The sequence below is a fragment of the Streptomyces sp. NBC_00663 genome, assembly GCF_036226885.1.
GTDB lineage: Bacteria > Actinomycetota > Actinomycetes > Streptomycetales > Streptomycetaceae > Streptomyces.
In genome coordinates this window covers 7612544-7635247 of sequence record NZ_CP109027.1, presented here as the reverse complement: position 1 = coordinate 7635247, position 22704 = coordinate 7612544, and the positions used below count along the sequence as shown (strand labels likewise).

The following is a 22704-nucleotide window of genomic DNA, read 5'->3' as shown; positions in this document are numbered from 1 at the left end:
CCTACGGGGCTTTACGAGGTCAAGTGGCTCACCCGGCTCACCGGGTGAGCCACTTGACCTCGTACGCCTGCATGTCGAACCTCTTGCCGTCGACCTTCGCGCTGATCTGCCGGTCCAGGGTGTTGACCACCAGGACCGTCCTGTCGGTGGCGAGGACGCGCACGTTGGGCACGTCGTCGGCGGCGACGGGCACCGTGGTGTAGGCGGTCCCGGGCCCGAACGCCTTGCTGAACCGGCTGACCAGGTCGAACATGGGCAGCTTCTGCCCGCCGCCCTTCCCGCTGGTCGGCGTCCACAGGCAGCCCGCGCAGTCGGTGCCCTTCGCGTTCTCCGGGTTCCAGTAGAGCGCGGACGTGGTGCCGCCCTTGGCGAGGGCGATCATGCCGGCGGCCTGGACGGCGACCCTGCGTTCCTCGGACCAGCCCTCGCGCTCGTCGGCGGCGTCGGCGGGCTCGACGTAGTACTCGGCCCACCACAGCGGCAGGTCGCCGGTCCGCTGGCGCACCCACCGGCTGACGGCGGTGAACTTGTCGGTCGCGGCGAACTCGTTGGGCAGCAGCTCGTCGTCGTTGGTGTAGCTGGAGCCGTCCACGACCACGAAGTCGGCGCCGGCCTTGTTCTTGTTCCAGTAGTCGAAGGCGTCGAGGATCCGCTGGTCCATGGCGCCCCAGGGCCCCTTGAAGGTCGTGGACGCGTCCTCGGAGCGGGGATCGACGCTGTCCATCACGAGATACGGACCGCCGACCATGATGTCCGGGTTGACCTTCTTCAGCGCCTGGTAGACGAGGTTGTAGAGCTTCGTGTAGCCCTCGTAGTCCCAGCGGGCCTCGGAGTCGTTCCAGAAGCCCTTGAACTCGTTCCAGACGATGAAGTGGCGGACGTCCGGATAGCGCTTGGCGACGGTCGCGGCGAGCGCGGCGAAGTCCTTGAAGTGGGCGGGCTCCGGGGCGGTCTCCAGCGCGGACTGGCTCCAGTCGGTGTTGCCGACGCCCGGCTCGCCGCCCTTCATCCAGTCCGGGGCGCAGCACAGGGTGACGACCGGGGTGGAGCCGGAGGCGCGGACGAAGTCGACGCGCCGGTCCATGTCCTCGAAGTCGTAACGCCCCTCGACCGGTTCGGGGTTGTCGGCGCCCCAGCCCATGAGGTGCTGGTTCTGCGGCAGCCCGCCGACGTCGGCGATCCGCCCCTCGACCCGCTCGACGGCGGTGGAGTTGCCCTCGTCGGCGCTGTACTGGGTGTGGGTGAAGCCCCAGCCGACGTCCGGGGTCCCGGCGTCGGGCGTACTGGTCGGGGTTCCGTGCGCCCGGCTGCCGTTGCTCGTGGTGCCGTCGGTGCGCGCCCCGTCGCCGGGCAGCGTGTTGAGGAGGGTCACGACCAGGGCCAGAGCCGCCGCGCCCACACCGAGCAGTGCGGTGAGCCGCCACCGCAGTGCCCCCGAATTCCACCCATGACGTCCCATCGAGGGCAACAGTAGACGCGGGAAGCACGCCTGGGGCAGGTCTTGTCGATGCACAGCCTTGTAACAGGACGGAGCGGACGCAAAAGGTCCCATCCGACACTCCGGACGCACTACGGAAACCGGGTGCGATCGGCCTGCTCGTGCCGGATCATGGCGGCATGTCTGCGAACCCACACGACGCTCTGCCGATCCGGCTCAACGTCGACGACAGCGACTCACCGTCCGACGTCGTCGACGCGCTGTTCCTCGGCCGCTTCGCGACGGGCGAGCAGCCGTACTCGCACGCGGCCAACATCGACCGCGTCCGGTCCGGCGCGTCCCTGCTGCCGGACGGCGCCCGGGTGTTGCGCATCGCCCGCGACGACGACCGCAGCGCGACGCTCGCGGAGGGCGACGGCTGGACCCTGCTGGTCTCCCGCTGGAGCCGCGGCGCCGACGTCACCGTGACGGCGACCAGCGCCGAGCTGGCCGAGAAGGTGCTGGGCGAGGCGACGGACGGCGCGGCCGACGAGCCCGAACCCCAGCCGGAGAACGTGACGATGGGGTTCTGGTACGTCTCCCCGCGCCGCGGCCCGCACCGCACCACCCGGCAGATCTCCGCGGGCACCTGGGACGAGGTCCGGGCCAACTACACGGCACCGGTCGCGGACGCGATGACCAAGCTGATGAAGACGACCCCGGAGGACATCGCGGGCCGGCTGCTCCTCCTGCACGGCCCGCCGGGCACCGGCAAGACCTCGGCGCTGCGCACGCTGGCCCGCTCCTGGCGGGACTGGTGCCAGGTGGACTGCGTGCTCGACCCCGAGCGGCTCTTCTCCGACGTCGGCTATCTGATGGACATCGCGATCGGCGAGGACGACTCGTCGGGCAAGGGCCGCTGGCGGCTGCTGCTCCTGGAGGACTGCGACGAACTGATCCGCGGCGAGGCCAAGCACACCGCGGGCCAGGCGCTGTCGAGGCTGCTGAACCTCACCGACGGCCTGCTGGGCCAGGGGCGCAACGTCCTGGTGGGTGTCACGACCAACGAGGATCTGGAGCGGCTCCATCCGGCGGTGGTCCGCCCCGGCCGCTGTCTGGCCCGTATCGAGGTGGGCCGCCTGACCCGCCGGGAGGCGGTGGGCTGGCTGGGCACGGAGGAGGGGGTCGGCCGCGAGGGCTCCACCCTCGCGGAGCTGTACGCGCTGCGCCGGGGCACCTCCCCGACCGCGCTGCCGGAGCCGCGGGACGGGGCGGACGCGGGGCTCTATCTGTGAGTGGTTCCATGGAGGTATGACCCGGTACGTGGGTACGTCGGGCTGGCAGTACAAGGACTGGCGCGGCGCCCTCTACCCGGCCGGCTGCCCGATGCGGCGCTGGCTGGAGGAGTACGCCGCGCACTTCCCGACGGTCGAGATCAACAACGCCTTCTACCGGCTGCCGTCCCGGGAGAACTTCGAGTCGTGGCGGGAGCGGGTGCCTGCGGACTTCGTGGTCGCGGTGAAGGCGAGCCGGTACCTCACCCACATCAAGCGTCTGAAGGACCCCGAGGAGCCGGTCCACCGGCTGATGACCCACGCCGAGGGCCTGGGCGCCCGTCTGGGCCCGGTCCTCCTCCAGCTCCCGCCGACCCTGAGGGCCGACGCGGAACTCCTGGACGCCTGCCTCGCCTGCTTCCCCCCGGGGACGCGGGTGGCCGTCGAACCGCGGCACGAGTCCTGGTGGACGCCGGAGGTCCGCGAGGTCCTGGAGTCCCGCTCCGCCGCCCTGTGCTGGGCCGACGTCCGCGCGCACCCGGTCACGCCCCTGTGGCGGACGACGAACTGGGGCTACGTCCGCTTCCACGAGGGCCGGGCGAAGGACTGGCCGCGATACGGCAGACGCTCCCTGGAGACCTGGGCGGCCCGGATCGACGCCACCTGGCCCGCCGACGACGACGTCTACGCGTACTTCAACAACGACCCGAACGCGGCGGCGGTGGAGAACGCGAGAACCTTCGAGAGCCTGCTGCGGTGAGACTCAGCCGCCGTAGGCGGCCCGCAGGGCGTCCCCTACGGCGGCCAGCGCGGCGTCCCGCTCCACGCCCAGCCGCCGGGCCCGCTCGACGTACGCCTGTGCCGCCGACGCCAGCTCCCGTTCCGCCGCGGAACCCGCCGCCGCCACGAACGTGCCGTTGCGCCCCCGCGTCTCGATCACCCCGTCGCTCTCCAGCGCCCGGTACGCCTTGGCGACGGTGTTCGCGGCGAGCCCCAGCGACTCCGCCAGCCCCCGCACCGTGGGCAGCCGGTACCCGACCGGCAGCACCCCCGACCGCGCCTGTTCGGAGATCTGCGTCCGCACCTGCTCGTACGGCGGCGCACTGTCGTCGATGTCGATCTTCAAGGTCACGCCCCCGATTCTTCCGCACCGGCCGGAAAATGGGAGGCAGCCGCAGGACTCGCCGTCCTAGTCTCCGGCCATATGGCAATCACCGTGCGCAACCTGCACCCCGAAGCCCGAGCCGACCTGAAGGACTTCGTCCAGGTCCGCGACCGCGCCCTCCCCTTCGTGATCTACACCCCGGACTCCCTGGCCTACGACATCGCCCATATGCACACCGAGGCCCACTACCGCCCCCTCGTGGCGGAGGAGGACGGCGAGGTGATCGGCACGGCACAGGTCGGCCTCGTGTACGACAGCCCTGAGCCCGGTCAGGGCTACGTCAACGTGTACGTGCACCCGGAGCGGACGCGTCGCGGTGCCGGCACCGCGCTGATCCGCGCTGCCGAGGAGTACCTGGCGGCCCACGGCGCGACGAAGCTGTACGCCTGGGTGCTGAACGAACCGGCCAACCGCGCCTTCGCCGAAGCCCACGGCTACCGCGCGAGCCGCTCCGCGCACTTCCTCCGCCTGGACCTCGCGGGCGCCGCACTGCCCCCGCTCGAAACGCCGCCGCCCGGCGTCGAACTGCGCACGGGCGCCGACTTCGCCGACGACCCGCGCCCGCTGTTCGCCCTGGACGCGGCGACGGTGGCGGACGAACCGAGCGATGTCGACAACGAGTTCACCGATTACGAGGCCTGGCTGCGGGAGACCTGGCACCACCCGCTGATCAGCCATGAGCTGACCTCGGTCGCCGTCGTCGAGGGCCGCCTGGCCGCGTTCAGCCTGGCCCGCACCGATGGCGGCATCCGCTACGGCACCGCGATGACCGGCACGGCCCGCGACTTCCGCGGCCGGGGTCTCGCCAAGCTCGCCAAGAACGACTCCCTGCACCGCGCCCGCGCGGCCGGTTTCACGGAGGCGTTCACCGGCAACGACGCGGGCAACGGCCCGATGATCGCGATCAACAAGTGGTTCGGCTACGAGGTGGCCGCGACGGAGGTGCGGTATGTCCGTGAACTCGGCTGAGAGGGCCGGCGAGTTGGAGGTCGTCCTGGTCAAGGCGGGCCGTACGAAGATCCGTTACCGGAGCGAGCTCGTCGCCGACGACGGCAACCACCTCACCGTCCGTGCCGCCTGGGCGGGCGACGGCGTCCGTGACTTCGGCTTCGTCCGCTTCGAACCCGGGGACGTGTTCACGGAGCACTACTGGCGGGACCGCTGGTACGCGGTGAAGGAGGTCCGCGCCGGCGACGGCACGCTCAAGGGCTGGTACTGCGACGTGACCCGCCCGGCCGTGCTCGACGGTGCCGAGCTGGTCGTGGAGGATCTCGACCTCGACCTGTGGCGGTCCGCCGACGGCACCGACGTACTGCGCCTGGACGAGGACGAGTTCGCCGAGAGCGGTCTCGCGGAGCGGGACCCCGAGGCGGCGACGGCCGCCGTGGCCGCCCTCGACGAGTTGGAGCAGCGGGCCCGCACCCGAGAGGGCCTCACCGCACTCCTCTCCTAGGCCGCCGTGGCCACCACGGCGTACCGCTCGTCCTCCACCGCTCTCCCCCACAGCACCGGATCGTCGGACAGCCGCTCCACGCGCACCTGCCCGGCGAGCGGTTCGACGAGGGCGGTGAGGCGGGCGGCGGGTATCCCGACCGGGCTGACCGTCCCCCAGACGCCCTCGACGAGGACCAGTCGGCCTCCTGGGCGCAGCAGCTCACGCCAGTGGCGCAGGGCCCGGCCGGGGTCGGGGAGCGCCCACAGCACGTGCCGTACGAGGACGACGTCGAAGCGCTGCTCCCCCACCGGCGGTGCCGCCGCGTCACCGACGAGGAACGCGGCGTCACGTCCGGCGAGTTTCGCGCGGGCGAGGTCCACCATCGCCGGGGCGCTGTCGACGCCGGTGACGCGATGTCCCTGTTCGGCCGCGAGGAGCGACAGGCTGCCGGTGCCGCAGCCGAGGTCGAGTACGTCACAGGCCCGGCCGGGCAGCCAGGAGCGCAGCCGCGCGGCCCAGGCGGCCCGCACCCGCGGGTCGCGCAGGCCGTGGTCCGGCTCCTCGTCGAAGGAGGCGGCCCCCGCATTCCAATCCACGCCGTCCGCGCCCGCGTCGGCTTCGAATCCACTGTGATCGGTCATGGTCACCAGACTGGCATCCGCCACTGACAATCAGACGGCGCTGGAAGCCGGCTCGAAAGTCAGTCGAAATCGTGATGACCGCCACTGACAGATCGCCGTCGATGAGGAACTCTCCCCGAAAGGGTCTACCTCCGTGAGAACGCGGAACTCGGTAGGCCTTGAAGGAGGCAGTCATGCGCCGGACAACCGTGCAGAAGCCCCTGAAGAGGACGGACGCCCGTCGGATCCGCGAGGAGGCCGAGGAGCGCCCCGCAGGACGCCCGGAGGTGCGAAAGGACATCGCACGCACCTGGTGGCCGGACGGGTGACGGCGCGGGCTCAGCCCAGTCGCTTGCGGTAGTGGACGCGGTCATAGGGCCCGTCCACTCTCCGTTCCACGACCTCGTAGCCGTACTTCGGATAGATCTTCTGGTTCTCCCACATCAGCGCGTTCGTGTGGAGCCTCACCTCGGTGAGGCCCAGCGCACGCGCGTGTGCGTCCACGAACCGCAACAGCCGTCCTCCCACGCCCGTTCCCTGGGCGTCGGGGTGGACGGCGATGTTGTCCAGGTACAGATGGTCCGCGCGCTCCTCGACCACCACCAGACCGGTGACGGGATCGCCCGTGACGAACACCTGCCCCGCCGCCACGGCCGCCGCGTGGTCCCGTTCCATGGGCTGGGGCACCACACCGATGCGCTCGATGTAGTGGTGGTAGGCGGCGTCGGTGACAGCCTTCACGCGCGGCACGTCGGCCGGGCCGGCGAGCCGTATGTCCTCGTTGGTCATGCGCGCACGCTACCTACCTGATCTCCGTCTCAGCAGTCCCTTAAGAGGGCCATAAAGATCGTTCCCGACCGCCCCGAGCACGGGATTTCACGGTTTCTTGGATCCGGCACCCGTCAGTACCGCTTCCGAGGAGTTCCGCCATGCCCGCACGCCGCACGGCCGCCACTGTCACCGCGCTCGGCCTGACCCCGCTCGCCCTCACCGCGCTCGCCGCGGCGCCCGCGTCGGCGCACGGCACGCTCGGCGATCCGGTGAGCCGGGTCGCCCAGTGCTACGCGGAGGGCCCCGAGAGCCCGAAGTCGGACGCCTGCGAGGCCGCGGTCGCGGCGGGCGGCACCCAGGCGCTCTACGACTGGAACGGCGTCCGCATCGGCGACGCGGCCGGACAGCACCAGACCCTCATCCCGGACGGCAGGCTGTGCAGCGCGAACGCCGACGAGTTCAAGGGCCTCGACCTGGCCCGCGCCGACTGGCCGGCGACGAGCGTGAGCAGCGGGTCGTACACCTTCAAGTACCGCGTGACGGCCCCGCACAAGGGCACGTTCAAGGTGTACGTCACCAAGCAGGGGTACGACCCGACGCAGCCGCTCGCCTGGGACGACCTGGACCTGGCCCACCCGGTGGCGACGGCCACCGACCCGGTCGCGGCGAACGGCTACTACACGTTCTCCGGCACCCTCCCGGAGCGCTCCGGCGCCCAGTTGCTGTACGCGGTCTGGCAGCGCTCGGACAGCCCGGAGGCGTTCTACTCCTGCTCGGACGTGACATACGGCGGCGGCAGCGGTTCCGGTTCGGGCAGCACCGCGTCGCCCGCTCCCAGCGCCTCCGCCCCCTCCGAGGAGCAGATCGAGGACGGCGCCGACCGGTCCACCGTCGAGCACGGCGGGCACGGCGACCAGGACGCGTCCACCTCGGCCGAGCCGGCCACGGCTCCGGAGTCGAGCCCGGTCACCGATGTGAAGGCGGCCGGCGCCACGGAGGACCTCGCCGAGACGGGCGGCGACAGCGGCACGGCGTATGTCGCGATGGGCGGCGCGGCCGTCCTCGCGGCCGGCGCGGCGATCCTCTTCGGGTCGGTGCGGCGGCGTGCGGTGAGCGGTGGCGGGCACGGCCGTTAGGGCCTGTCGCGGCCACTACGGGGGGCGGGGTCTGTCCGGCGGCTCAGGTCGGACAGACCCCGGCCGTGCGTTATCCGAGGACCGAGGCGCAGGTCGTCGGTGTGGCGTGCGCCGGGTCGAGCGCGTTGGCCACCTCGTGGAAGGCGATCAGGCTGAACAGGCCGATCGCCACGTGCTCGGAGAGATCGAGCGGGCACAGGTCCTGGAGGACGACGTTGCGGACGCCGGTGCCGCTGAGGAACTGGCTCCGGTAGGGCGTCACGACCTCGTCGTACTTCGTGGCGAGGACCGTGTACGTGACGCCGGGGACGGTGTCGCCGCCCTCGTTGAGCTTGGTGAGGAGGGGGGAGCCGGCGACCTGGTCGGCGAGGGCGGGGGTGCTGGTGGAGAGCAGGTCGGCGGCGCCGGGGAAGTACGGCAGCAGGTGGGTGAGGCCGTTGAGGGTGGTGCCGTGGTTGCTGGGCGCGATGCCGACGAGGGCGTTCACCTTGGCGGCTCCGCCGAGGAACTTGAGGTAGTAGCGGGGCATCATGCCGCCCTGCGAGTGGCCGACGACATCGGTCTCGGCGGCGCCGGTCGCGGCGAGCACCTTGTCGACGAAGGCGGAGAGCTGCTGGGCCGACTTGTCGACGGGGCCGAGGCCGTTGAAGACGGGGACGCCGGGGAGTTGGCCGTAGTCGAGGGAGTAGACGCAGTAGTCGCGGTTCTCCAGGTAGGGCGCGAGGCCGAGCCAGTTGTCGACGGAGTTGCCGAGGGTGCCGTGCACCAGGACGACGGGGCGGGGATGGGTGGTGGAGGGCTTGCAGGAGAAGTCGTTCCAGCCGGAGTGGGGGGCGTCGGCGGCGTGGGCGGCGGTGGCGGGGACGACGGCGACCGTGGCGGTCAGCAGCAGCGCGGTCAGGGGTCTGAGCAGTCGTTTCCAGGGCAGCATCGGGTGATCTCCTTGCGGCTCAAGGGAGTTGCGATGGCCTTACGCCCTGTGATCCGGATCACGAGGATGCTGTTCACTCGTCAAGTTACGGACGGGTAGTGCAGTTGTGAAGTTACGCGCCAGTAAAAACTTCCAGCGCTAGCCGGAGACGAGCGGGACTACAGAGGAACCGTCACCAGGCGGGCCTGATCGGACCATAGGGCGCGATACGCGCCAATTGATCACGCAACGCCCGCACTTCACCCTCACCGAGCAGTTCGACCCACGGCCGGACGGCGTCCGCGGCGGCCTCCTCGGCGGCCCGCGTGCACGCCCAGCCCCGCTCGGTCAGCACGACGAGCCGGGCCCGCGCGTCCCCGGGATGCGCCCGCCGCTCCGCATACCCCTTGCGCACCAGGTCGTCGACGAGCTGACTGGCGGCCTGCTTGGTCACCCCGAGGTGCGCGGCGAGCTCGGTGGCCGTGGCGCCGCCCGCGGAGAGCCGGGTGAACGCGAACCCGTAGGCGGGCCGCGCGTCGAACCCGCGCGCGACGACACCGTCATTGATGCGCTGCGTCAGCTCACCCGCGGCGGCGAGCAGGACGGCGGTCAGGGCGAGGGCTTCGGAGTTCTGCACCCCCGCATTGAAACACCCTTGACGAATTGGTCAATCAGCTTGACCATAGGAGCACATAGTCAAGTTGCTTGACCATCTTCCGATCGTCCACTCCGGGGGTACTCATGCCAGTCATCCACCCGTCCGCAGCCGTCACCCACGAGATCCACGGCGCCCGGTTCGTCTCGTACGCCACTCCCCTCACCGGCAGCAAGGAGCTGTGCGCCTGGCGCGGTGAGATCCCGGCGGGGACCAAGGCGCCCGCGCACACGGTGAACCGTGAGGAGATCCTCCACCTCCTCGCCGGCGCACTCCTGATCACCCTCGACGGCGACACCCACCGGCTCACCCCGGGCGACACGGTGATCGTCAACCCCGGCGCGACGCTGAGCGTCGAGAACCCGACCGACGAGACCGCTGTCACCTGGGTCACCACGTCCATCGGCCTGTCGGCGACGATGGCCGACGGCACGGTCATCACCCCGCCGTGGGCCAACTGAGCCCAGGAGAAAGGGGCGTTACGCCGCCAGCGTCCCCGGCATCACCGCGTGCGGCCCGAACTTGGCCCGCGCCCGGTCCGCGACCTCCTCGATACGGCGCAGCTTCTCGTCGACGGGGTCGAAGGTGAGCTGATGGGAGGCCTGTTCGGCGGGGCCGAGCGCCTCGGCGCGCAGGGCGATGGCGCGGACCCGGGCGCGCTGGAGGCCGAGCGCCTCGTACATCTCGTAGGCCGTCCTGGTCAGCGCGGCCGAGTGGGCGGTGGGCTCCTTCAGGGTGCGGGTGCGGGTCGTCGAGGAGCGGTCGGCGTAGCGCACGGTGAGGGTCAGGGTGCCGCAGACCTTGTCGACGGCGCGGAGCCGGGCGCCCAGTTCACCGGCGGCGGCGAGCAGAGCGCGGCGGTGCCGGTCGGGGTCCAACTCGTCGCGGTCGAAGGGGCGTTCGGTGGCCAGGGACCTCGACACGGCGTTCGGGACCACCCGGCCGCGGTCGACACCGCCCGCCTTCTCGTGCAGTTCGCGGCCCGCCTTCGCGCCGACCAGGCGCTGGAGCGTGGACAGGGGGGCGGCGGCGACCCGGCCGAGGGTGTCGAGGCCGTACTCGCACAGGGTGCGGGCGGTGGCCGTGCCCACGCCGGGGAGCGCGGCCACCGGCTTCCCGGCGAGGAAGTCGGCCACCTCCCCCTCGGTCACCGCGCGGGTCACCCCGGGCCGGGCGTCCCGCAGCGCCATGCGGGCCAGCATCGGGCCGGGACCGGCACCGATCGCGCAGTCGACGCCGTGGTGGGCGAGGGCGCGGACCCGGATCACCGAGGCCAGCTCGACGGCGTCGCGCCCGAAGTACCGTTCGGCGCCCCGCAGATCGGCCAGCGCCCCGTCCGGTGGCAGCGCCTCCACGACGGGCGTGAAGTCCTCGAGCAGGCCGAGCAGCCCCGGCAGGGCCGCCTCGTGCGCCGGCGGCAGCTGGAAACGTACGCAGAGGATGGTCATCCCGCACTCCCCGGGCTCTGGTGCCACAACTTCCTTGCCTGTGAAGGCTCTTGACCCGCAGGTCGCAGATCGGCCCACGGATGCAGTTCGTATCCCGTCGGCATCTGGATGCGCCGGCCGCCGGTGGAATCCCCGGTGGCTTCCGGCACGGGCTCCGCCAGCCGTGCCGCCACCGCGTCGAGGCCCCGCTCGGCGCGGAGTTCGACGAGTTCGGCGAGGTTCCAGGCGGCGGTGCCCACCACGCTGAGGCTGCGCGGGCCGCGTCGCTGCACCGTGCCGCGCACCAGCAGCAGCCAGGAGTGGAAGACGGTGTGGGCGCAGGCGTCGTGGGAGTCGTCGAAGAAGGCGAGGTCGACCAGGCCGGTGCCGTCGTCCAGGGTGGAGAAGATGACCCGCTTGCCGGACCGGATCGGCGGCGTCTGGGTGGCCGCCTTGGCACCGGCGACGAGGACCGTCTCCCCGTGCCGCGCCTCCCGCAGCCGGCGCGCGTCGATCACGCCCAGCTCGCCCAGGAACTCCCGGTGGTCGTCCATGAGGTTGCGCGAGGCGTCCATGGACAGCACGCCCAGCTCGGCGCTGAGCTTCTCGGCGGAGGAGAGGTCGGGCAGTCCGGCGGACGCGGTCTTCCGCCCGCCGGCCAGCGGGAGTTGGCCCCCGCCGCCGCCCCGGGCGCCCCGGTGCAGCTCGGTCAGGTGCAGTTGCAGATCACGCCGGTTGGCGCCGAAGGCGTCCAACGCCCCGACCTGCGCGAGCCGCCCGGCCAGCGGCCTGCTCGGGCGCGCCCGCTCCCAGAAGTCGAGGAGCGAGGCGTACGGCTGCCCGTCCGCGATCCGTGCCGCCTCGGCCTCACTGATGCCGTGCACGTCGGAGAGCGCCAGCCGGAGCCCCCACAACCCCGAATCAGACACCAGTTCGATCCGGTGAGCGACCGCCGACCGGTTCACGTCCAACGGCAGGATCGGCACCCCGCGCCGCCGCGCGTCCGCCAGCAGCAGCCGCTTCGGATACATCCCGGGGTCGTGCGTGAGCAGCCCGGCATAGAAGGCGGCCGGGTGATGCGCCTTCAGCCACGCCGACTGATAGGTGGGGACGGCGAAGGCGACGGCGTGCGCCTTGCAGAAGCCGTACGAGCCGAAGGCCTCGATGATCTCCCAGGTCCGCTGAATCGTTTCCGCGTCATAGCCCCGGGCCGCCGCGTGCTGCGCGAACCAGAACCGGATCCGTCCCTGCGACTCCGGGTCGGACAGCCCGCGCCGTACCCGGTCCGCCTCGCCGCGTCCGCAGCCGGTCATGATGTCGACGATGTCGATGATCTGCTCGTGGAAGACGACGACCCCGTACGTCCCCTTCAGCGGCTCCGCCAGATCCGGGTGCGGATACCTGACGGGCGCCCGTCCGTGCCGTGCCTCGATGAACGGCCGCACCATGTCGGCGGCGACCGGACCGGGCCGGAAGAGGGAGATGTCGACGACGAGGTCGTGGAAGGTGGCCGGCTGGAGCCTGCCCACCAGGTCCCGCTGACCCGGCGACTCGATCTGGAAGCAGCCCAACGTCTCGGTGGACCGGATGAGTTGATACGTCGCCGGGTCCCCGGGGGCGATCGCGTCGATGTCGACCCTCTCCCCCGTCGCCCGCGCCACCTCCGCGACCGCGTGCGCCATCGCCGACTGCATCCGCACGCCGAGCACATCGAGCTTGAGCAGCCCGAGGTCCTCGACGTCGTCCTTGTCGAACTGCGACATGGGAAAGCCCTCGCCGCTGGTCGGCATGACCGGCGTACGGCTCAGCAGGGAGGCGTCGGAGAGGAGCACCCCGCACGGGTGCATGGCGACGCCGCGCGGGAGGGCGTCGAGGGCCTCGACCAGCTCCCACAGCCGCCCGTATCTGTCCTTCTCCCCTGCCAGAGAACGGAGTTCGGGCAGCTCCTCCAGTGCCGCGCGGGCGTCACGGGCCCGGATGTGCGGGAAGGACTTGGCGATGCGGTCGATGTCGGCGGGGTCCATGGACAGGGCCGCGCCCACGTCCCGGACCGCGTGCCGTACCCGGTACGTCTCGGGCATCGCGACCGTCGCGACCCGCTCGGTGCCGAACCGGCCGATGATCGCGCGGTAGACCTCCAGGCGCCGCGCGGACTCCACGTCGATGTCGATGTCGGGCAGCACCAGCCGCCGTTTGGACAGGAACCGCTCCATCAGCAGCCCGTGCTCGACCGGGTCGGCGTGGGCGATCCCGAGGAGGTGGTTGACGAGGGACCCCGCTCCGGAGCCGCGCGCGGCCACCCGGATGCCCATCTCCCGTACGTCGTCCACCACTTGAGCGACCGTCAGGAAGTAGGAGGCGAAGCCGTGGTGGGCGATGATGTCCAGCTCCTGATGCATCCGCTCCCAGTAGGCGTACCGGCCGGCGTAGCCCTTCCGCACCATCCCGGCCGCCGCCCGCGAGGCGAGGGTGCGCTGGGCGGTGCGGCGGTCGGCGCCGACGAGGTGCGGTTCGGGGAAGTGGACGGTGCCGATGCCGAGGTCGTCCTCGGGGTCGACCAGGCACTCGGCGGCCGTCGCCCGGGTCTGGTCGAGGAGCCGGTGCGCGGTGTCGCGCCTGAACCCCGCGGCCTCCACGATCCGCTCGGCCGCCGCCAGCATGGCGGGCGCGTCCTTGAGCCAGGCCTCGCCGGAGTCCAGCTCCTTGCCTGCGCCCACGGGGACGAGCCGGCGGGCGGCGTCCAGGACGTCGGCGACCGGGCCCTGCCCGGGGTCGGCGTACCGGACGGCGTTGCCGAGCACGGGACGTACGCGCTGCTCGGCGGCGAAGCCGACGGTGCGGGCGGCCAGCCGCAGGGAGCCGGGCCCGGTGCCCTTGCGGCCGTGCCAGACGGTCTCCAGGCGCAGGGCGTCGCCGTACCGCTCCCGCCAGGGGGCGAGGAGCCGGGCGGCCCGGTCGGGGCGGCCGGCGGCGAGGGCGCGGCCGACGTCGGAGTCGGGGCCGAGCAGGACGGTCAGGCCGTCGCCGTGGTTCTCGGCCCAGGACAGCAGGGGGGTGTCGGGGGCGGTGTGGACGGTGGTCACCAAGCGGCACAGGTCGGCCCAGCCGCGGGCACCGTCCCGGGCGAGGAAGGTGACGCGGGGTGTCGACTCGTCGATGAAGGCGCCGCCGCGGACGGGGGCGCGACGGTGCTCCTGTCGTACGGGCTCGTACTCCTCGACGGCCAGTTCGGCGCCGAACAGCGGCCGCACCCCCGCCTTGGCGCAGGCCTTGGCGAAGCGGACCGTGCCCGCGAGGGTGTCGCGGTCGGTGAGGGCGAGGGCGTCCATACCCCGCTCGGCGGCACGCTCGGCGAGCCGCTCCGGGTGGGAGGCGCCGTAGCGCAGGGAGAACCCGGAGACGGTGTGCAGATGCGTGAACCCTGACACCCGCGCCTCCATTTTCGAACATCAGTTCCCAACTGCCTCACCCCCACCATAGACCAAAAATCGAACCCGTGTACGACAACCGTTCGGCCGCCTCCCACCTGCGGAAACGCCCGCCACCTCGGACTGTGGGGACATGACACAGAACAGCACCCAGAACGGCGGTTTTCTCGCCGAGGTGAAGGACGCGGTCACGCCACGGGCCACACTGCTCGTCCTCGGTGCGCTCGCCCTCCAGCTGCTGTTCATCGCCTCCTATGTGGGGGCCCTGCACGATCCGAGGCCGAAGGACGTGCCCTTCGGGGTGGTGGCGCCGCGGGCCGCCGCCCAGCAGGCGGTGACCCGGCTGGATCAGCTGCCCGGCTCACCCCTGGACCCGCGCACGGTGACCGACGCGGCGACGGCCCGGAAGCAGATCATGAACCGGGACATCGACGGAGCGCTGATCATCAATGCCACCGGGGCGAAGGACACGCTTCTGGTCGCGAGCGGCGGCGGCACCGTCCTCGCCACCACCCTGGAGAAGTACCTCACCGCCCTGGAGGCCTCCCAGCAGCGGAGCATCCGGACGGTGGACGTGGCCCCGGCCTCCGCCACCGACTTCGACGGCCTCTCGTCGTTCTATGTCGTGGTCGGCTGGTGCGTCGGCGGCTATCTGACCGCCTCGATCCTGGCGATCAGCACCGGCGCCCGGCCCGCCAACCCGCGCCGCGCGGTGATCCGGCTGGTCGTGATGGCACTGGTGTCGATCGTCGGCGGGCTCGGCGGCGCGGTGATCGTGGGACCGATCCTGGACGCGCTGCCCGGCAGCGTCATGGCCTTCTGGGGGCTCGGCGCGCTGGTCACCTTCGCGGTGGGGGCGGCGACCCTGGCCCTCCAGGGCATGTTCGGGGTGGTCGGCATCGGCCTGGCGATCCTGCTCGTGGTGATCGCCGGCAACCCGAGCGCGGGCGGCGCCTTCCCGCTGCCGATGCTGCCGCCGTTCTGGAAGGCGATCGGCCCGGCACTGCCGCCGGGCGCGGGCACCTGGGCGGCCCGCTCGATCGCGTACTTCAAGGGCAACGACACGACCGGCGCCCTGCTGGTCCTGTCGGCATGGGCGGCGGCCGGCATCGCGATCACGCTGGGGGCGTCGGTGTTCCGTGCACGGCGAGAAGACGAACCCCTGCCGACCCAGGCGCCGTAGCAGGCCTTGACCGGCCCGCAGCCGCCGACGGCGGGCGACCCCCACAGGGGCCACCCGCACTCGACGACGAAAGGTGCACGGGCGGTGCGGGCGGGAGAACAAACCACCCGCACCACAGCGCACGGTCAGCCGATAGACGTACCGGTGGCCGACAGAGCCTCCGTCACCGGCTGGAAGAACGTCTCCCCACCGGAGGTGCAGTCACCGCTACCCCCCGACGTCAGCCCGATCGCGTTGCTCCCCGAGAACAGCGACCCGCCACTGTCCCCCGGCTCCGCGCACACATCGGTCTGGATCAGCCCGTTGACGATGTCCCCGTTGCCGTAGTTCACGGTGGCGTCCAGCCCGGTGACGGTCCCGTCATGAACCTGCGTGGTCGACCCGCTCCGGGTGACCTTCATCCCGACCGTCGCCTCGGCCGCCCCGCTGATCGCCTGCGCGGACCCGTTGTAGAGGTCCACCTCGCTCGGGTGGTCGACGTCCGCGGTGTACTTGACCAGCCCGAAGTCGTTGTCCGGGAAGCTGGACGACTCGTTGGTGCCGATCTGCGTACCGCTGGAGTCCGCCCAGGTCGAGATCGCCTCCGTGCAGTGCCCGGCGGTGAGGAAGTACGGCTCGCCGCCCTTGGTCACGTTGAACCCGAGCGAGCACCGCCCGCTGCCGCCGGTGATGGCGTCGCCACCGGCGATGAAGGGCTTGAACTCCCCCTTCGTGCGCTGGAGTTCCGCTGTCGCCCCGAGCCCGTCGACGACCTTCGTGAGCTTGGCCCACTCGGCGTCGGAGACCGTGCGGTCGGCGGTGACGACGACCTTGTTGGTGGTCGGGTCGGTCGCCCAGGACGTGCCCGGGATGGTCGCGTCGTCCTTGAGGGTCGTACGGGCGCCTCTGAGCTCGGCGAGGGAGTTCTCCACGACCCGGGCCTTCGCGCCTGCCTCCTCGACGACCGAGGCAGCTGTCTCGTCGAGGACGTTGACGACGAGCGCCTTGCTCTTCGCGTCGTAGTACGTTCCCGCCGCGTCGGCGCCGAGCTCCTTGTCGAGCGTCGAGGCGAGGTTTCCGGCCGCGAGGACCGAAAGGACCTTCGGCTCGGGGCTGTTCGCGGACTCACTGGCGTTCGCAGTCTGGAAGGTGACTCCCGCGGCGACCAGTGCGGCGATGCCCGCACCTGCCGCGGCGGCCCGCCGCCTGGGTATGCGTCGGTGCTTCAACTCGCGTCCTCCTGTGGGGGGTCGGCCCGGTCGGTTGTGGGGACCTCGTGGGCCGGAAGGCTGGTTGACGAGCGCCTACTCTTCCGAACTCCACAGGCAGTGCACAAGGTTGACTTCCGGACGCGCGTAGAACGCGATTGCACGCCCCCCTAGCCTTGACCGCGAACAGTCAGACCAGGGGAATTCACACTGCAAACACTACGAGCGAGTAACTCCTCACCAGCCCGTGAGGTCTAGTCCTGTCCGGAATTCGACCCCTCCGGGTCCGGATCCAAACGAGGCTGGGGAGCCGGGAGTTGCTCCTGCACCGGTTGCGCGACCGGTGGCGGCGGGGGCACCGCCACCCCCTGCTGCGCCTTCTCCAGGAACCGCAGCAGCTCCACCGGGAACGGCAACACCAGCGTGGAGTTCTTCTCGGCCGCCACCGCCACCACCGTCTGGAGCAGCCGCAGTTGGAGGGCCGCCGGCTGCTCGGACATCTCCTTGGCGGCCTCGGCGAGCTTCTTCGACGCCTGGAGCTCCGCGTCGGCGTTGATGACCCGGGCCCGCCGCTCCCGGTCGGCCTCGGCCTGCCGGGCCATGGAGCGCTTCATGGTCTCGGGCAGGGAGACGTCCTTGATCTCGACCCGGTCGATCGTCACGCCCCACTCCACGGCCGGGCTGTCGATCATCAGCTCCAGCCCCTGGTTGAGCTTCTCGCGGTCGGCGAGCAGATCGTCCAGCTCGCTCTTGCCGATGATGGACCTGAGCGAGGTCTGCGCCATCTGCGAGACGGCGAACCGGTAGTCCTCGACCCGCACGATCGCCTCGGCCGGCGCGGTCACCTTGAAGTAGACGACGGCGTCGACCCGCACCGTGACGTTGTCCCGGGTGATCCCCTCCTGCGCGGGCACCGGCATGGTCACGATCTGCATGTTGACCTTACGGAGCTTGTCGACCCCCGGGACGATCATGGTGAACCCGGGCCCGCGCACATCCGGCCGGAGCTTTCCGAGGCGGAACACCACGCCCCGTTCGTACTGCTTGACGACCCGCGCCGCGGCTATCGCGTACACCACCCCGGCGGACGCCAGCGTCACTCCGGCCGCCACCAGCTCCTCGACCATCACGGCCCCCAGGGTCCGACGTGGGCGTCCACAGGGAGTACTGCCTGCACTACGAAGGTAACTCCGTCGTACGGCCAAGGGGGAGCCCCCGCACGCGAGTCGCGTACGGGGGCTCGTGAACGCTGGGTGACTGCCGGCCGGGGTCCGGTGTCTAGTAGACGTGGACTCCGTACGCGCTCAGCGCCTCGGTGACCGGCTGGAAGAACGTCGTGCCGCCGGAGGTGCAGTTGCCACTGCCTCCGGAGGTCAGACCGTAGGCGACGGTGCCGCCGTACAGCGGGCCGCCGGAGTCGCCGGGCTCGGCGCAGACCGTGGTCTGGATCATGCCGTAGACGATGTCGCCGCCGCCGTAGTTGACGGTCGCGTTGAGGGCGGTGACCCGGCCGCTGTGCGTGCCCGTGGTGGAGCCGCGACGGTACACCGTGGTACCGACGGAAGGCGTGGCGGCACTGGCGATGTCCTGGCTGCCCACGGCACCCGACTTGGTGACCGAGGTGTTCGTGTAGCGCACGATGCCGTAGTCGTTGGTCGGGAAGCTGGAGCCCGCGGTGGTGCCGAGCGTGGTCGAGTGGGACGAGTTCGACCACCAGGTGCCCGCGCCGTCGGTGCAGTGACCGGCGGTCAGGAAGTAGTAGTTGCCGCTGCTGTCCTGGACGTTGAAGCCGAGCGAGCAGCGCCAGCTACTCGCATAGATGGCGTCGCCGCCGGAGATCAGCTTCTGGAACGTGCCCGCGGTCTTCTTGATCGTCAGCGCACCGGCGTTGGCGCCGGCCTGCCGCTTGATCTTGGCGATCTCCGCCTTGGAGACCGTGCTGTCGACGGTGACGACGACGCGGTTGGTCTTGCTGTCGACCGCCCAGGCGGTGCCCGGGATATCGGCCTTGAGCACCGAGTTGTTGGCGCTCTTGAGCTGTGCGGTGCTGAACGTGGAGACGTCCGAGGCGCTCGCGTTGGGGATCGCGATCGCGGCGGCGGCCACGAGTCCGGTGGAGACGGCGATCAGCCGGGTCCGTCTCGTGATGCCGCTGCGGGGGGTGGTGCGCTTGATCCTCACTTTTCGTTCCCTCCCAGGGAGGTCGGGGGCCCGCGTGGGGTCGGGGCCCGTGAGGCGCAGCCAGGGGCCCCGAATGTCCGGATTCCGAACAAGCCGTGCCCCTGACAAGCGCTGAGGGGGAGTATTCGGCCGAACGACCGGTAGACGCAAGGGCGCCTTTCGGCCGTCAACCTTTGAACCACCCATGACCTGGCCAAGAGTTGGCCATCGCTCAGCCGAGGTTCCACTCCCCCGCCTCGACGGCTGCGTCCAGGGTGTTGCCGGGCGGCGGGAAGAGGCAGATGAAGTGGTCGGCGAAGGCACGGGGCGGCAGCAGCACCCGGCTGAAGTCGACCGCCGTCCGCCCCTCGCCGTCCGATGCGGCGGGCCGCAGAAACCGGAAACGGAACCTGCTCGTCCCACTCGCCGTATCGCCGAAAACAGCCCACAGAATGCCGTCCGCCTCGACCGTCACCAGGAGCGTGCGGTGCGGTGTTCGCCGTACGGGGTGAAGCGCCCCGGCACCGACCAGCGCGGATCGTACGGCGTGGCCTCGATGCCCCGGAAGGCGCGGCGCGCCTCGGGGCGGGGGCGAAGTCCCGTACGCCCCAGGCCCCTTCGCGGACCAGCACCACCAACTGCCGCTCGCCGAACACGAGGTGCCCCCGTCCGTGCCGAGCCGCGTCTCACTGCTCACCGGCCGCCCGTCCAGGGTCAGCCCGTCGGTCCCGTCGGCCGTGACCAGCACCGCGTCGCCGTCGATCCGCCAGTTCCCCGGGATGCCCGGGAGCCGGCCGTCCGGATGGTCCTCCGGCCAGTACATGCCCCCTTGATCAGCCTTTCCCCGACGGTTCCGTGAGCCCGAGGTGGGAGCGCAGGGTGGTGCCCTCGTATTCCGTGCGGAAGACCCCGCGCTCCTGGAGCAGCGGCACCACCCGGTCCACGAACTCGTCGAGTCCGCCGGGGGTGAGATGCGGTACGAGGATGAAGCCGTCGGCGGCGTCGGCCTGCACGAACGCGTCGAGTTCGGCGGCGATGGCCTGCGGGGTGCCGACGAAGGCCTGCCGGCCGCCCGCCTCGATCACGGTCTCCCGGATCGACAGCCCCTTCTCCTGCGCGAGCGCCCGCCACTTCTCGGCGATCGCCACGGTGTCACCGCGCCGGGTCCGCCCCTGGGTGAGCGTCGGTTCCGGCACCGGATCGATGTCGGGCAGCGGTCCGTCCGGGTCGTACGCGGAGAGGTCGGTGCCCCAGATCTGCTCCAGCGTGAGGATCGCGTTCTGCGGAGAGGTCTGCTGCCGCCTGATCTCGGCGGCCTTCTCACGCGCGTCGGCGGCGCTGTCGCCGAGGACGACGGAGACGCCGGGCAGGATCTTCAGATCGTCGTGCGCGCGGCCGTACTTGGCGAGCCGCCTCTTCACATCGGCGTAGAAGGCCTTCCCCGCCTCCAGCGAACTCTGCCGCGTGAAGATCACGTCGGCGGTGGCCGCCGCGAACTCCCGCCCCTCGTCGGAGTCCCCGGCCTGGATGACGACCGGATGCCCCTGCGGCGAGCGCGGCACGGTGAACTCGCCCGCGATGTCGAAGTGCCGCCCCCGGTGCGCGAACGGGCGGGACACGCCGTCCGGCGTCCAGGAGTCCCACAACTCCCGTGCCGTGGCGACGAATTCGGCGGCCCGCGTATACCGCTCGGCCGGGTCGAGGAAGCCGCCGCGCCGGAAGTTCTCGCCGGTGAAGGCGTCGGAGGAGGTCACCACGTTCCAGGCGGCCCGGCCCCCGCTGAGATGGTCGAGGGTGGCCAGTCTGCGGGCCAGTTCGTACGGCTCGTTGAAGGTCGCGTTGACCGTCGCGGCGAGCCCCAGCCGTTCGGTGACGGCGGCGAGCGCGTTCAGCACGGTGAGGGACTCCGGCCGCCCGACCACGTCCAAGTCATGGACCCGGCCCTTGTGTTCGCGCAGCCGCAACCCTTCCGCGAGGAAGAAGAAGTCGAACAGCCCGCGCTCGGCGGTGCGGGCGAGATGCTCGAAGGAGGAGAACTCGATCTGGGACCTCGACCGCGGATCGGCCCATACGGTGGTGTTGTTGACGCCCGGGAAGTGGGCGGCCAGATGGATCTGCTTCTTCATGAGGCGTCCCCCGCGTACTGGTTGGCGGGCCGGGCGAGACCCAGGTGCTCCCGGAGCGTGCTGCCCGGATAGAAGGTGCGGAACAGGCCCCGGTGCTGGAGCAGCGGAACCGTGCCGTTGACCAGGCGTTCCAGGTCACGGCGGGGTGCGGCGGGCGTGAGGTGGAAACCGTCCACGGCACCGGCCGCGTGCCAGGAGGCGATCAGCTCGGCGAGGTCGACGGGGCCGCCCCGGTACAGCGGGCCCTGCGCGGTCTGCCGGGGGCCGCCTCCGCCGTGGCCCGGCTCGGCCGCGTGCTCCCCGTCGCCGAGGTCGGCGAGGAGGCTCACAAGCACCCGCAGCTCATCGGGGTTCCGGCCGAACCGGGCGGCGTCCTTGCGGAGTTGGTCGCGTACGGCACCGGCCTGTGCGGCGTTCGCCACCCGCACCAGCGCCACGTCGGCGTACCGTGCGGCGGTGCGCCGGGCGTGCCCCTCGGTGGCGTCGACGACCCGGACGGGGTGACCCTGCGGGGGCCGGGGCACGATCGAGGGGCCCCTGACCGAGAAGCCCGAGCCCTCGAAGTCGACGTGGTGCAGCTTGTCCCGGTCGATGAAGCGGCCGGTCTGCACGTCCCGGATCTCGGCGTCGTCCTCCCAGCTGTCCCACAACCGCGCGGCCACGTCGGCCACTTCACCGGCCTCCCGCCACAGCTCCTCGGCGGGGGCGGCGTGCCGGCGACCGAAGAGCCGGGCCTCGCCCTCGGTCGTGGAGACATCGAGCCGCCAGCCCGCCCGGCCCCGGCTGACCCAGTCGAGGGTGGCGACGGCGGCCTGGACGTGGAAGGGCTCGGTGTGTGTGGTGGTGACGGTCGGGACGAGGCCGACGCGGCTGGTGGCGGGGGCGGCCCGCGACAGCACGGACAGGGCGTCGGGGCCGGGGCGGGCGAAGGTGTCGTCCAGCGTCACGAAGTCGAGGACGCCGTGCTCGGCGAGGCGGGCCAGGTCGACGTAGGAGGCGGCGTCGTACACGGACGGCTGGTCGACGGCGGCGGAGAGATGCAGCATCACAGCACCTTCGAGAGGAAGGCCCGCGTGCGGTCGTGCCGCGGGTTGTCCAGTACCTCGCCCGGCGGGCCCTGTTCGACGATCCGTCCGTCGTCCATGAACACCACCGTGTCGGCGACCTCCCGGGCGAACCCGATCTCGTGCGTGACGACGATCATCGTCGTGCCCTGATGGGCCAGGTCCTTGATGACGTCGAGGACTTCACCGACCAGCTCCGGGTCGAGCGCGGACGTCGGCTCGTCGAACAGCAGCAGCTTCGGCTCCAGCGCGAGCGCCCGCGCGATGGCGACCCGCTGCTGCTGTCCGCCGGAGAGCTGACGGGGGTAGGCGTCGGCCTTCTCGGCGAGCCCGACCCGGTCGAGCAGCTTGCGCGCGCTCGCGACGGCCTCCTTGCGGGGGCGCTTCAGCGCGGAGACGGGCGCTTCGATGACGTTGTCCAGCACGGTGAGGTGCGGGAAGAGGTTGAAGTTCTGGAAGACGAAGCCGATGTGAGTGCGCTGCCGGAGCACCTCGCGCTCGGGCAGCTCGTACAGCCGGTCGCCCGAGCGCCGGTAGCCGATCAGCGCCCCGTCCACGCTGATCGCGCCGCCGTCCACCTTCTCCAGGTGGTTGATGGTGCGCAGCAGCGTCGACTTGCCGGAGCCGGACGGACCGAGGATCACGGTGACCTCGCCGGCGCGCACGGTGAGGTCGATGCCCTTGAGCACTTCCAGGGAGCCGAAGCTCTTGTGGACGGACCTGATGTCGACCATGACGGTCATGGG

The 22704-nt window shown here is 71.3% G+C and carries 22 protein-coding genes and 1 pseudogene; 8 read left to right on the top strand and 15 right to left on the bottom strand.

Annotated features, from left to right (window positions below):
- Positions 1 to 37: 37 nt before the first annotated feature.
- Positions 38 to 1459 (bottom strand): GH39 family glycosyl hydrolase, encoded by a 1422-nt coding sequence (locus OG866_RS34615; RefSeq protein WP_329340906.1) that lies wholly within the window; start codon positions 1457 to 1459, stop codon positions 38 to 40.
- A gap of 158 nt (positions 1460 to 1617) precedes the next feature.
- On the opposite strand from OG866_RS34615, the gene OG866_RS34610 reads away from it, so the two are divergent.
- Together OG866_RS34610 and OG866_RS34605 are read left to right on the top strand one after the other, a co-directional pair.
- A complete protein-coding gene (locus OG866_RS34610) occupies positions 1618 to 2712 on the top strand; it encodes a DUF5925 domain-containing protein (protein ID WP_329340904.1) in 1095 nt (364 codons plus the stop codon).
- 16 nt (positions 2713 to 2728) lie between these two features.
- Positions 2729 to 3451, top strand: a complete 723-nt coding sequence (locus OG866_RS34605; protein WP_329340903.1) for a DUF72 domain-containing protein — start codon at positions 2729 to 2731, stop codon at positions 3449 to 3451.
- A 3-nt stretch (positions 3452 to 3454) separates the two neighbouring features.
- On the opposite strand, the gene OG866_RS34600 is transcribed toward OG866_RS34605, so the two are convergent.
- A complete protein-coding gene (locus OG866_RS34600; RefSeq protein WP_329340901.1) occupies positions 3455 to 3823 on the bottom strand; it encodes a GntR family transcriptional regulator in 369 nt (122 codons plus the stop codon).
- Between the two features lie 72 nt (positions 3824 to 3895).
- On the opposite strand from OG866_RS34600, the gene OG866_RS34595 reads away from it, so the two are divergent.
- Complete coding sequence (locus OG866_RS34595; protein WP_329340898.1) at positions 3896 to 4825, top strand: GNAT family N-acetyltransferase; 930 nt, start codon at positions 3896 to 3898, stop codon at positions 4823 to 4825.
- On the top strand, positions 4806 to 5309 hold the full coding sequence (locus OG866_RS34590) for a DUF402 domain-containing protein (RefSeq protein ID WP_329340896.1): 504 nt from the start codon (positions 4806 to 4808) through the stop codon (positions 5307 to 5309). Before OG866_RS34595 ends, OG866_RS34590 begins: the two co-directional genes overlap by 20 nt.
- On the opposite strand, the gene OG866_RS34585 is transcribed toward OG866_RS34590, so the two are convergent.
- On the bottom strand, positions 5306 to 5932 hold the full coding sequence (locus OG866_RS34585) for a class I SAM-dependent methyltransferase (protein ID WP_329340894.1): 627 nt from the start codon (positions 5930 to 5932) through the stop codon (positions 5306 to 5308). The two genes, OG866_RS34590 and OG866_RS34585, sit on opposite strands and share 4 nt — an antisense overlap.
- 173 nt (positions 5933 to 6105) lie before the next feature.
- Here OG866_RS34585 and OG866_RS34580 point away from each other — a divergent pair, with 173 nt between their 5' ends.
- A complete protein-coding gene (locus OG866_RS34580) occupies positions 6106 to 6240 on the top strand; it encodes a hypothetical protein (RefSeq protein WP_020139373.1) in 135 nt (44 codons plus the stop codon).
- A gap of 10 nt (positions 6241 to 6250) precedes the next feature.
- Here the strand turns inward: OG866_RS34580 and OG866_RS34575 are convergent, their stop codons facing one another.
- Positions 6251 to 6700 carry a GNAT family N-acetyltransferase gene (locus OG866_RS34575; protein ID WP_329340889.1) on the bottom strand — a complete coding sequence of 150 codons (450 nt, stop codon included), beginning with the start codon at positions 6698 to 6700 and terminating at the stop codon, positions 6251 to 6253.
- A gap of 140 nt (positions 6701 to 6840) precedes the next feature.
- Here OG866_RS34575 and OG866_RS34570 point away from each other — a divergent pair, with 140 nt between their 5' ends.
- On the top strand, positions 6841 to 7818 hold the full coding sequence (locus OG866_RS34570) for a lytic polysaccharide monooxygenase auxiliary activity family 9 protein (protein WP_329340888.1): 978 nt from the start codon (positions 6841 to 6843) through the stop codon (positions 7816 to 7818).
- A 70-nt stretch (positions 7819 to 7888) separates the two neighbouring features.
- On the opposite strand, the gene OG866_RS34565 is transcribed toward OG866_RS34570, so the two are convergent.
- Both OG866_RS34565 and OG866_RS34560 read right to left on the bottom strand, forming a co-directional pair.
- Positions 7889 to 8749 (bottom strand): esterase/lipase family protein, encoded by an 861-nt coding sequence (locus tag OG866_RS34565; RefSeq protein WP_329340887.1) that lies wholly within the window; start codon positions 8747 to 8749, stop codon positions 7889 to 7891.
- 172 nt (positions 8750 to 8921) lie between these two features.
- Positions 8922 to 9365 (bottom strand): MarR family winged helix-turn-helix transcriptional regulator, encoded by a 444-nt coding sequence (locus OG866_RS34560; RefSeq protein ID WP_329340885.1) that lies wholly within the window; start codon positions 9363 to 9365, stop codon positions 8922 to 8924.
- 104 nt (positions 9366 to 9469) lie between these two features.
- Here OG866_RS34560 and OG866_RS34555 point away from each other — a divergent pair, with 104 nt between their 5' ends.
- Positions 9470 to 9844: a cupin domain-containing protein gene (locus OG866_RS34555; protein WP_329340884.1), complete on the top strand. Its 375-nt coding sequence runs from the start codon at positions 9470 to 9472 to the stop codon at positions 9842 to 9844.
- A gap of 18 nt (positions 9845 to 9862) precedes the next feature.
- Here the strand turns inward: OG866_RS34555 and OG866_RS34550 are convergent, their stop codons facing one another.
- Together OG866_RS34550 and OG866_RS34545 are read right to left on the bottom strand one after the other, a co-directional pair.
- Entirely contained in the window at positions 9863 to 10831 is a 969-nt protein-coding gene (locus tag OG866_RS34550; protein WP_329340883.1) for a DNA polymerase Y family protein, read from the bottom strand.
- On the bottom strand, positions 10828 to 14238 hold the full coding sequence (locus tag OG866_RS34545; RefSeq protein WP_329340882.1) for a DNA polymerase III subunit alpha: 3411 nt from the start codon (positions 14236 to 14238) through the stop codon (positions 10828 to 10830). Before OG866_RS34545 ends, OG866_RS34550 begins: the two co-directional genes overlap by 4 nt.
- A 133-nt stretch (positions 14239 to 14371) precedes the next feature.
- On the opposite strand from OG866_RS34545, the gene OG866_RS34540 reads away from it, so the two are divergent.
- On the top strand, positions 14372 to 15421 hold the full coding sequence (locus OG866_RS34540) for a DUF3533 domain-containing protein (protein WP_329340880.1): 1050 nt from the start codon (positions 14372 to 14374) through the stop codon (positions 15419 to 15421).
- 125 nt (positions 15422 to 15546) lie between these two features.
- On the opposite strand, the gene OG866_RS34535 is transcribed toward OG866_RS34540, so the two are convergent.
- From OG866_RS34535 to OG866_RS34505, 7 genes and pseudogenes are all read right to left on the bottom strand, one after another.
- Positions 15547 to 16629, bottom strand: coding sequence for a S1 family peptidase (locus OG866_RS34535; protein ID WP_329340878.1), 1083 nt, complete (start codon positions 16627 to 16629; stop codon positions 15547 to 15549).
- Positions 16630 to 16862: 233 nt separating this feature from the next.
- On the bottom strand, positions 16863 to 17735 hold the full coding sequence (locus OG866_RS34530; protein WP_329344427.1) for a slipin family protein: 873 nt from the start codon (positions 17733 to 17735) through the stop codon (positions 16863 to 16865).
- A 151-nt stretch (positions 17736 to 17886) separates the two neighbouring features.
- Positions 17887 to 18789, bottom strand: a complete 903-nt coding sequence (locus OG866_RS34525) for a S1 family peptidase (RefSeq protein ID WP_329340875.1) — start codon at positions 18787 to 18789, stop codon at positions 17887 to 17889.
- Between the two features lie 211 nt (positions 18790 to 19000).
- Positions 19001 to 19594: pseudogene (locus OG866_RS34520) on the bottom strand (DUF1684 domain-containing protein); the annotation flags it as partial.
- A gap of 7 nt (positions 19595 to 19601) precedes the next feature.
- The gene (locus tag OG866_RS34515; protein WP_329340873.1) at positions 19602 to 20894 is read right to left on the bottom strand and encodes an NtaA/DmoA family FMN-dependent monooxygenase; all 1293 of its coding nucleotides are present in this window, start codon (positions 20892 to 20894) and stop codon (positions 19602 to 19604) included.
- Entirely contained in the window at positions 20891 to 21940 is a 1050-nt protein-coding gene (locus OG866_RS34510) for an LLM class flavin-dependent oxidoreductase (RefSeq protein WP_329340871.1), read from the bottom strand. Before OG866_RS34510 ends, OG866_RS34515 begins: the two co-directional genes overlap by 4 nt.
- Entirely contained in the window at positions 21940 to 22701 is a 762-nt protein-coding gene (locus tag OG866_RS34505; RefSeq protein ID WP_329340869.1) for an amino acid ABC transporter ATP-binding protein, read from the bottom strand. Before OG866_RS34505 ends, OG866_RS34510 begins: the two co-directional genes overlap by 1 nt.
- Between the last annotated feature and the right edge of the window lie 3 nt (positions 22702 to 22704).

Bases quoted from the DNA above. Each gene is read 5' to 3' on its own strand.
- OG866_RS34615 (WP_329340906.1), bottom strand. From the start codon at position 1,459: ATGGGACGTCATGGGTGGAATTCGGGGGCACTGCGGTGGCGGCTCACC.
- OG866_RS34610 (WP_329340904.1), top strand. From the start codon at position 1,618: ATGTCTGCGAACCCACACGACGCTCTGCCGATCCGGCTCAACGTCGAC.
- OG866_RS34605 (WP_329340903.1), top strand. From the start codon at position 2,729: ATGACCCGGTACGTGGGTACGTCGGGCTGGCAGTACAAGGACTGGCGC.
- OG866_RS34595 (WP_329340898.1), top strand. From the start codon at position 3,896: ATGGCAATCACCGTGCGCAACCTGCACCCCGAAGCCCGAGCCGACCTG.
- OG866_RS34590 (WP_329340896.1), top strand. From the start codon at position 4,806: ATGTCCGTGAACTCGGCTGAGAGGGCCGGCGAGTTGGAGGTCGTCCTG.
- OG866_RS34585 (WP_329340894.1), bottom strand. From the start codon at position 5,932: ATGACCGATCACAGTGGATTCGAAGCCGACGCGGGCGCGGACGGCGTG.
- OG866_RS34580 (WP_020139373.1), top strand. From the start codon at position 6,106: ATGCGCCGGACAACCGTGCAGAAGCCCCTGAAGAGGACGGACGCCCGT.
- OG866_RS34575 (WP_329340889.1), bottom strand. From the start codon at position 6,700: ATGACCAACGAGGACATACGGCTCGCCGGCCCGGCCGACGTGCCGCGC.
- OG866_RS34570 (WP_329340888.1), top strand. From the start codon at position 6,841: ATGCCCGCACGCCGCACGGCCGCCACTGTCACCGCGCTCGGCCTGACC.
- OG866_RS34565 (WP_329340887.1), bottom strand. From the start codon at position 8,749: ATGCTGCCCTGGAAACGACTGCTCAGACCCCTGACCGCGCTGCTGCTG.
- OG866_RS34555 (WP_329340884.1), top strand. From the start codon at position 9,470: ATGCCAGTCATCCACCCGTCCGCAGCCGTCACCCACGAGATCCACGGC.
- OG866_RS34550 (WP_329340883.1), bottom strand. From the start codon at position 10,831: ATGACCATCCTCTGCGTACGTTTCCAGCTGCCGCCGGCGCACGAGGCG.
- OG866_RS34540 (WP_329340880.1), top strand. From the start codon at position 14,372: ATGACACAGAACAGCACCCAGAACGGCGGTTTTCTCGCCGAGGTGAAG.
- OG866_RS34530 (WP_329344427.1), bottom strand. From the start codon at position 17,735: ATGGTCGAGGAGCTGGTGGCGGCCGGAGTGACGCTGGCGTCCGCCGGG.
- OG866_RS34515 (WP_329340873.1), bottom strand. From the start codon at position 20,894: ATGAAGAAGCAGATCCATCTGGCCGCCCACTTCCCGGGCGTCAACAAC.
- OG866_RS34510 (WP_329340871.1), bottom strand. From the start codon at position 21,940: ATGCTGCATCTCTCCGCCGCCGTCGACCAGCCGTCCGTGTACGACGCC.
- OG866_RS34505 (WP_329340869.1), bottom strand. From the start codon at position 22,701: ATGACCGTCATGGTCGACATCAGGTCCGTCCACAAGAGCTTCGGCTCC.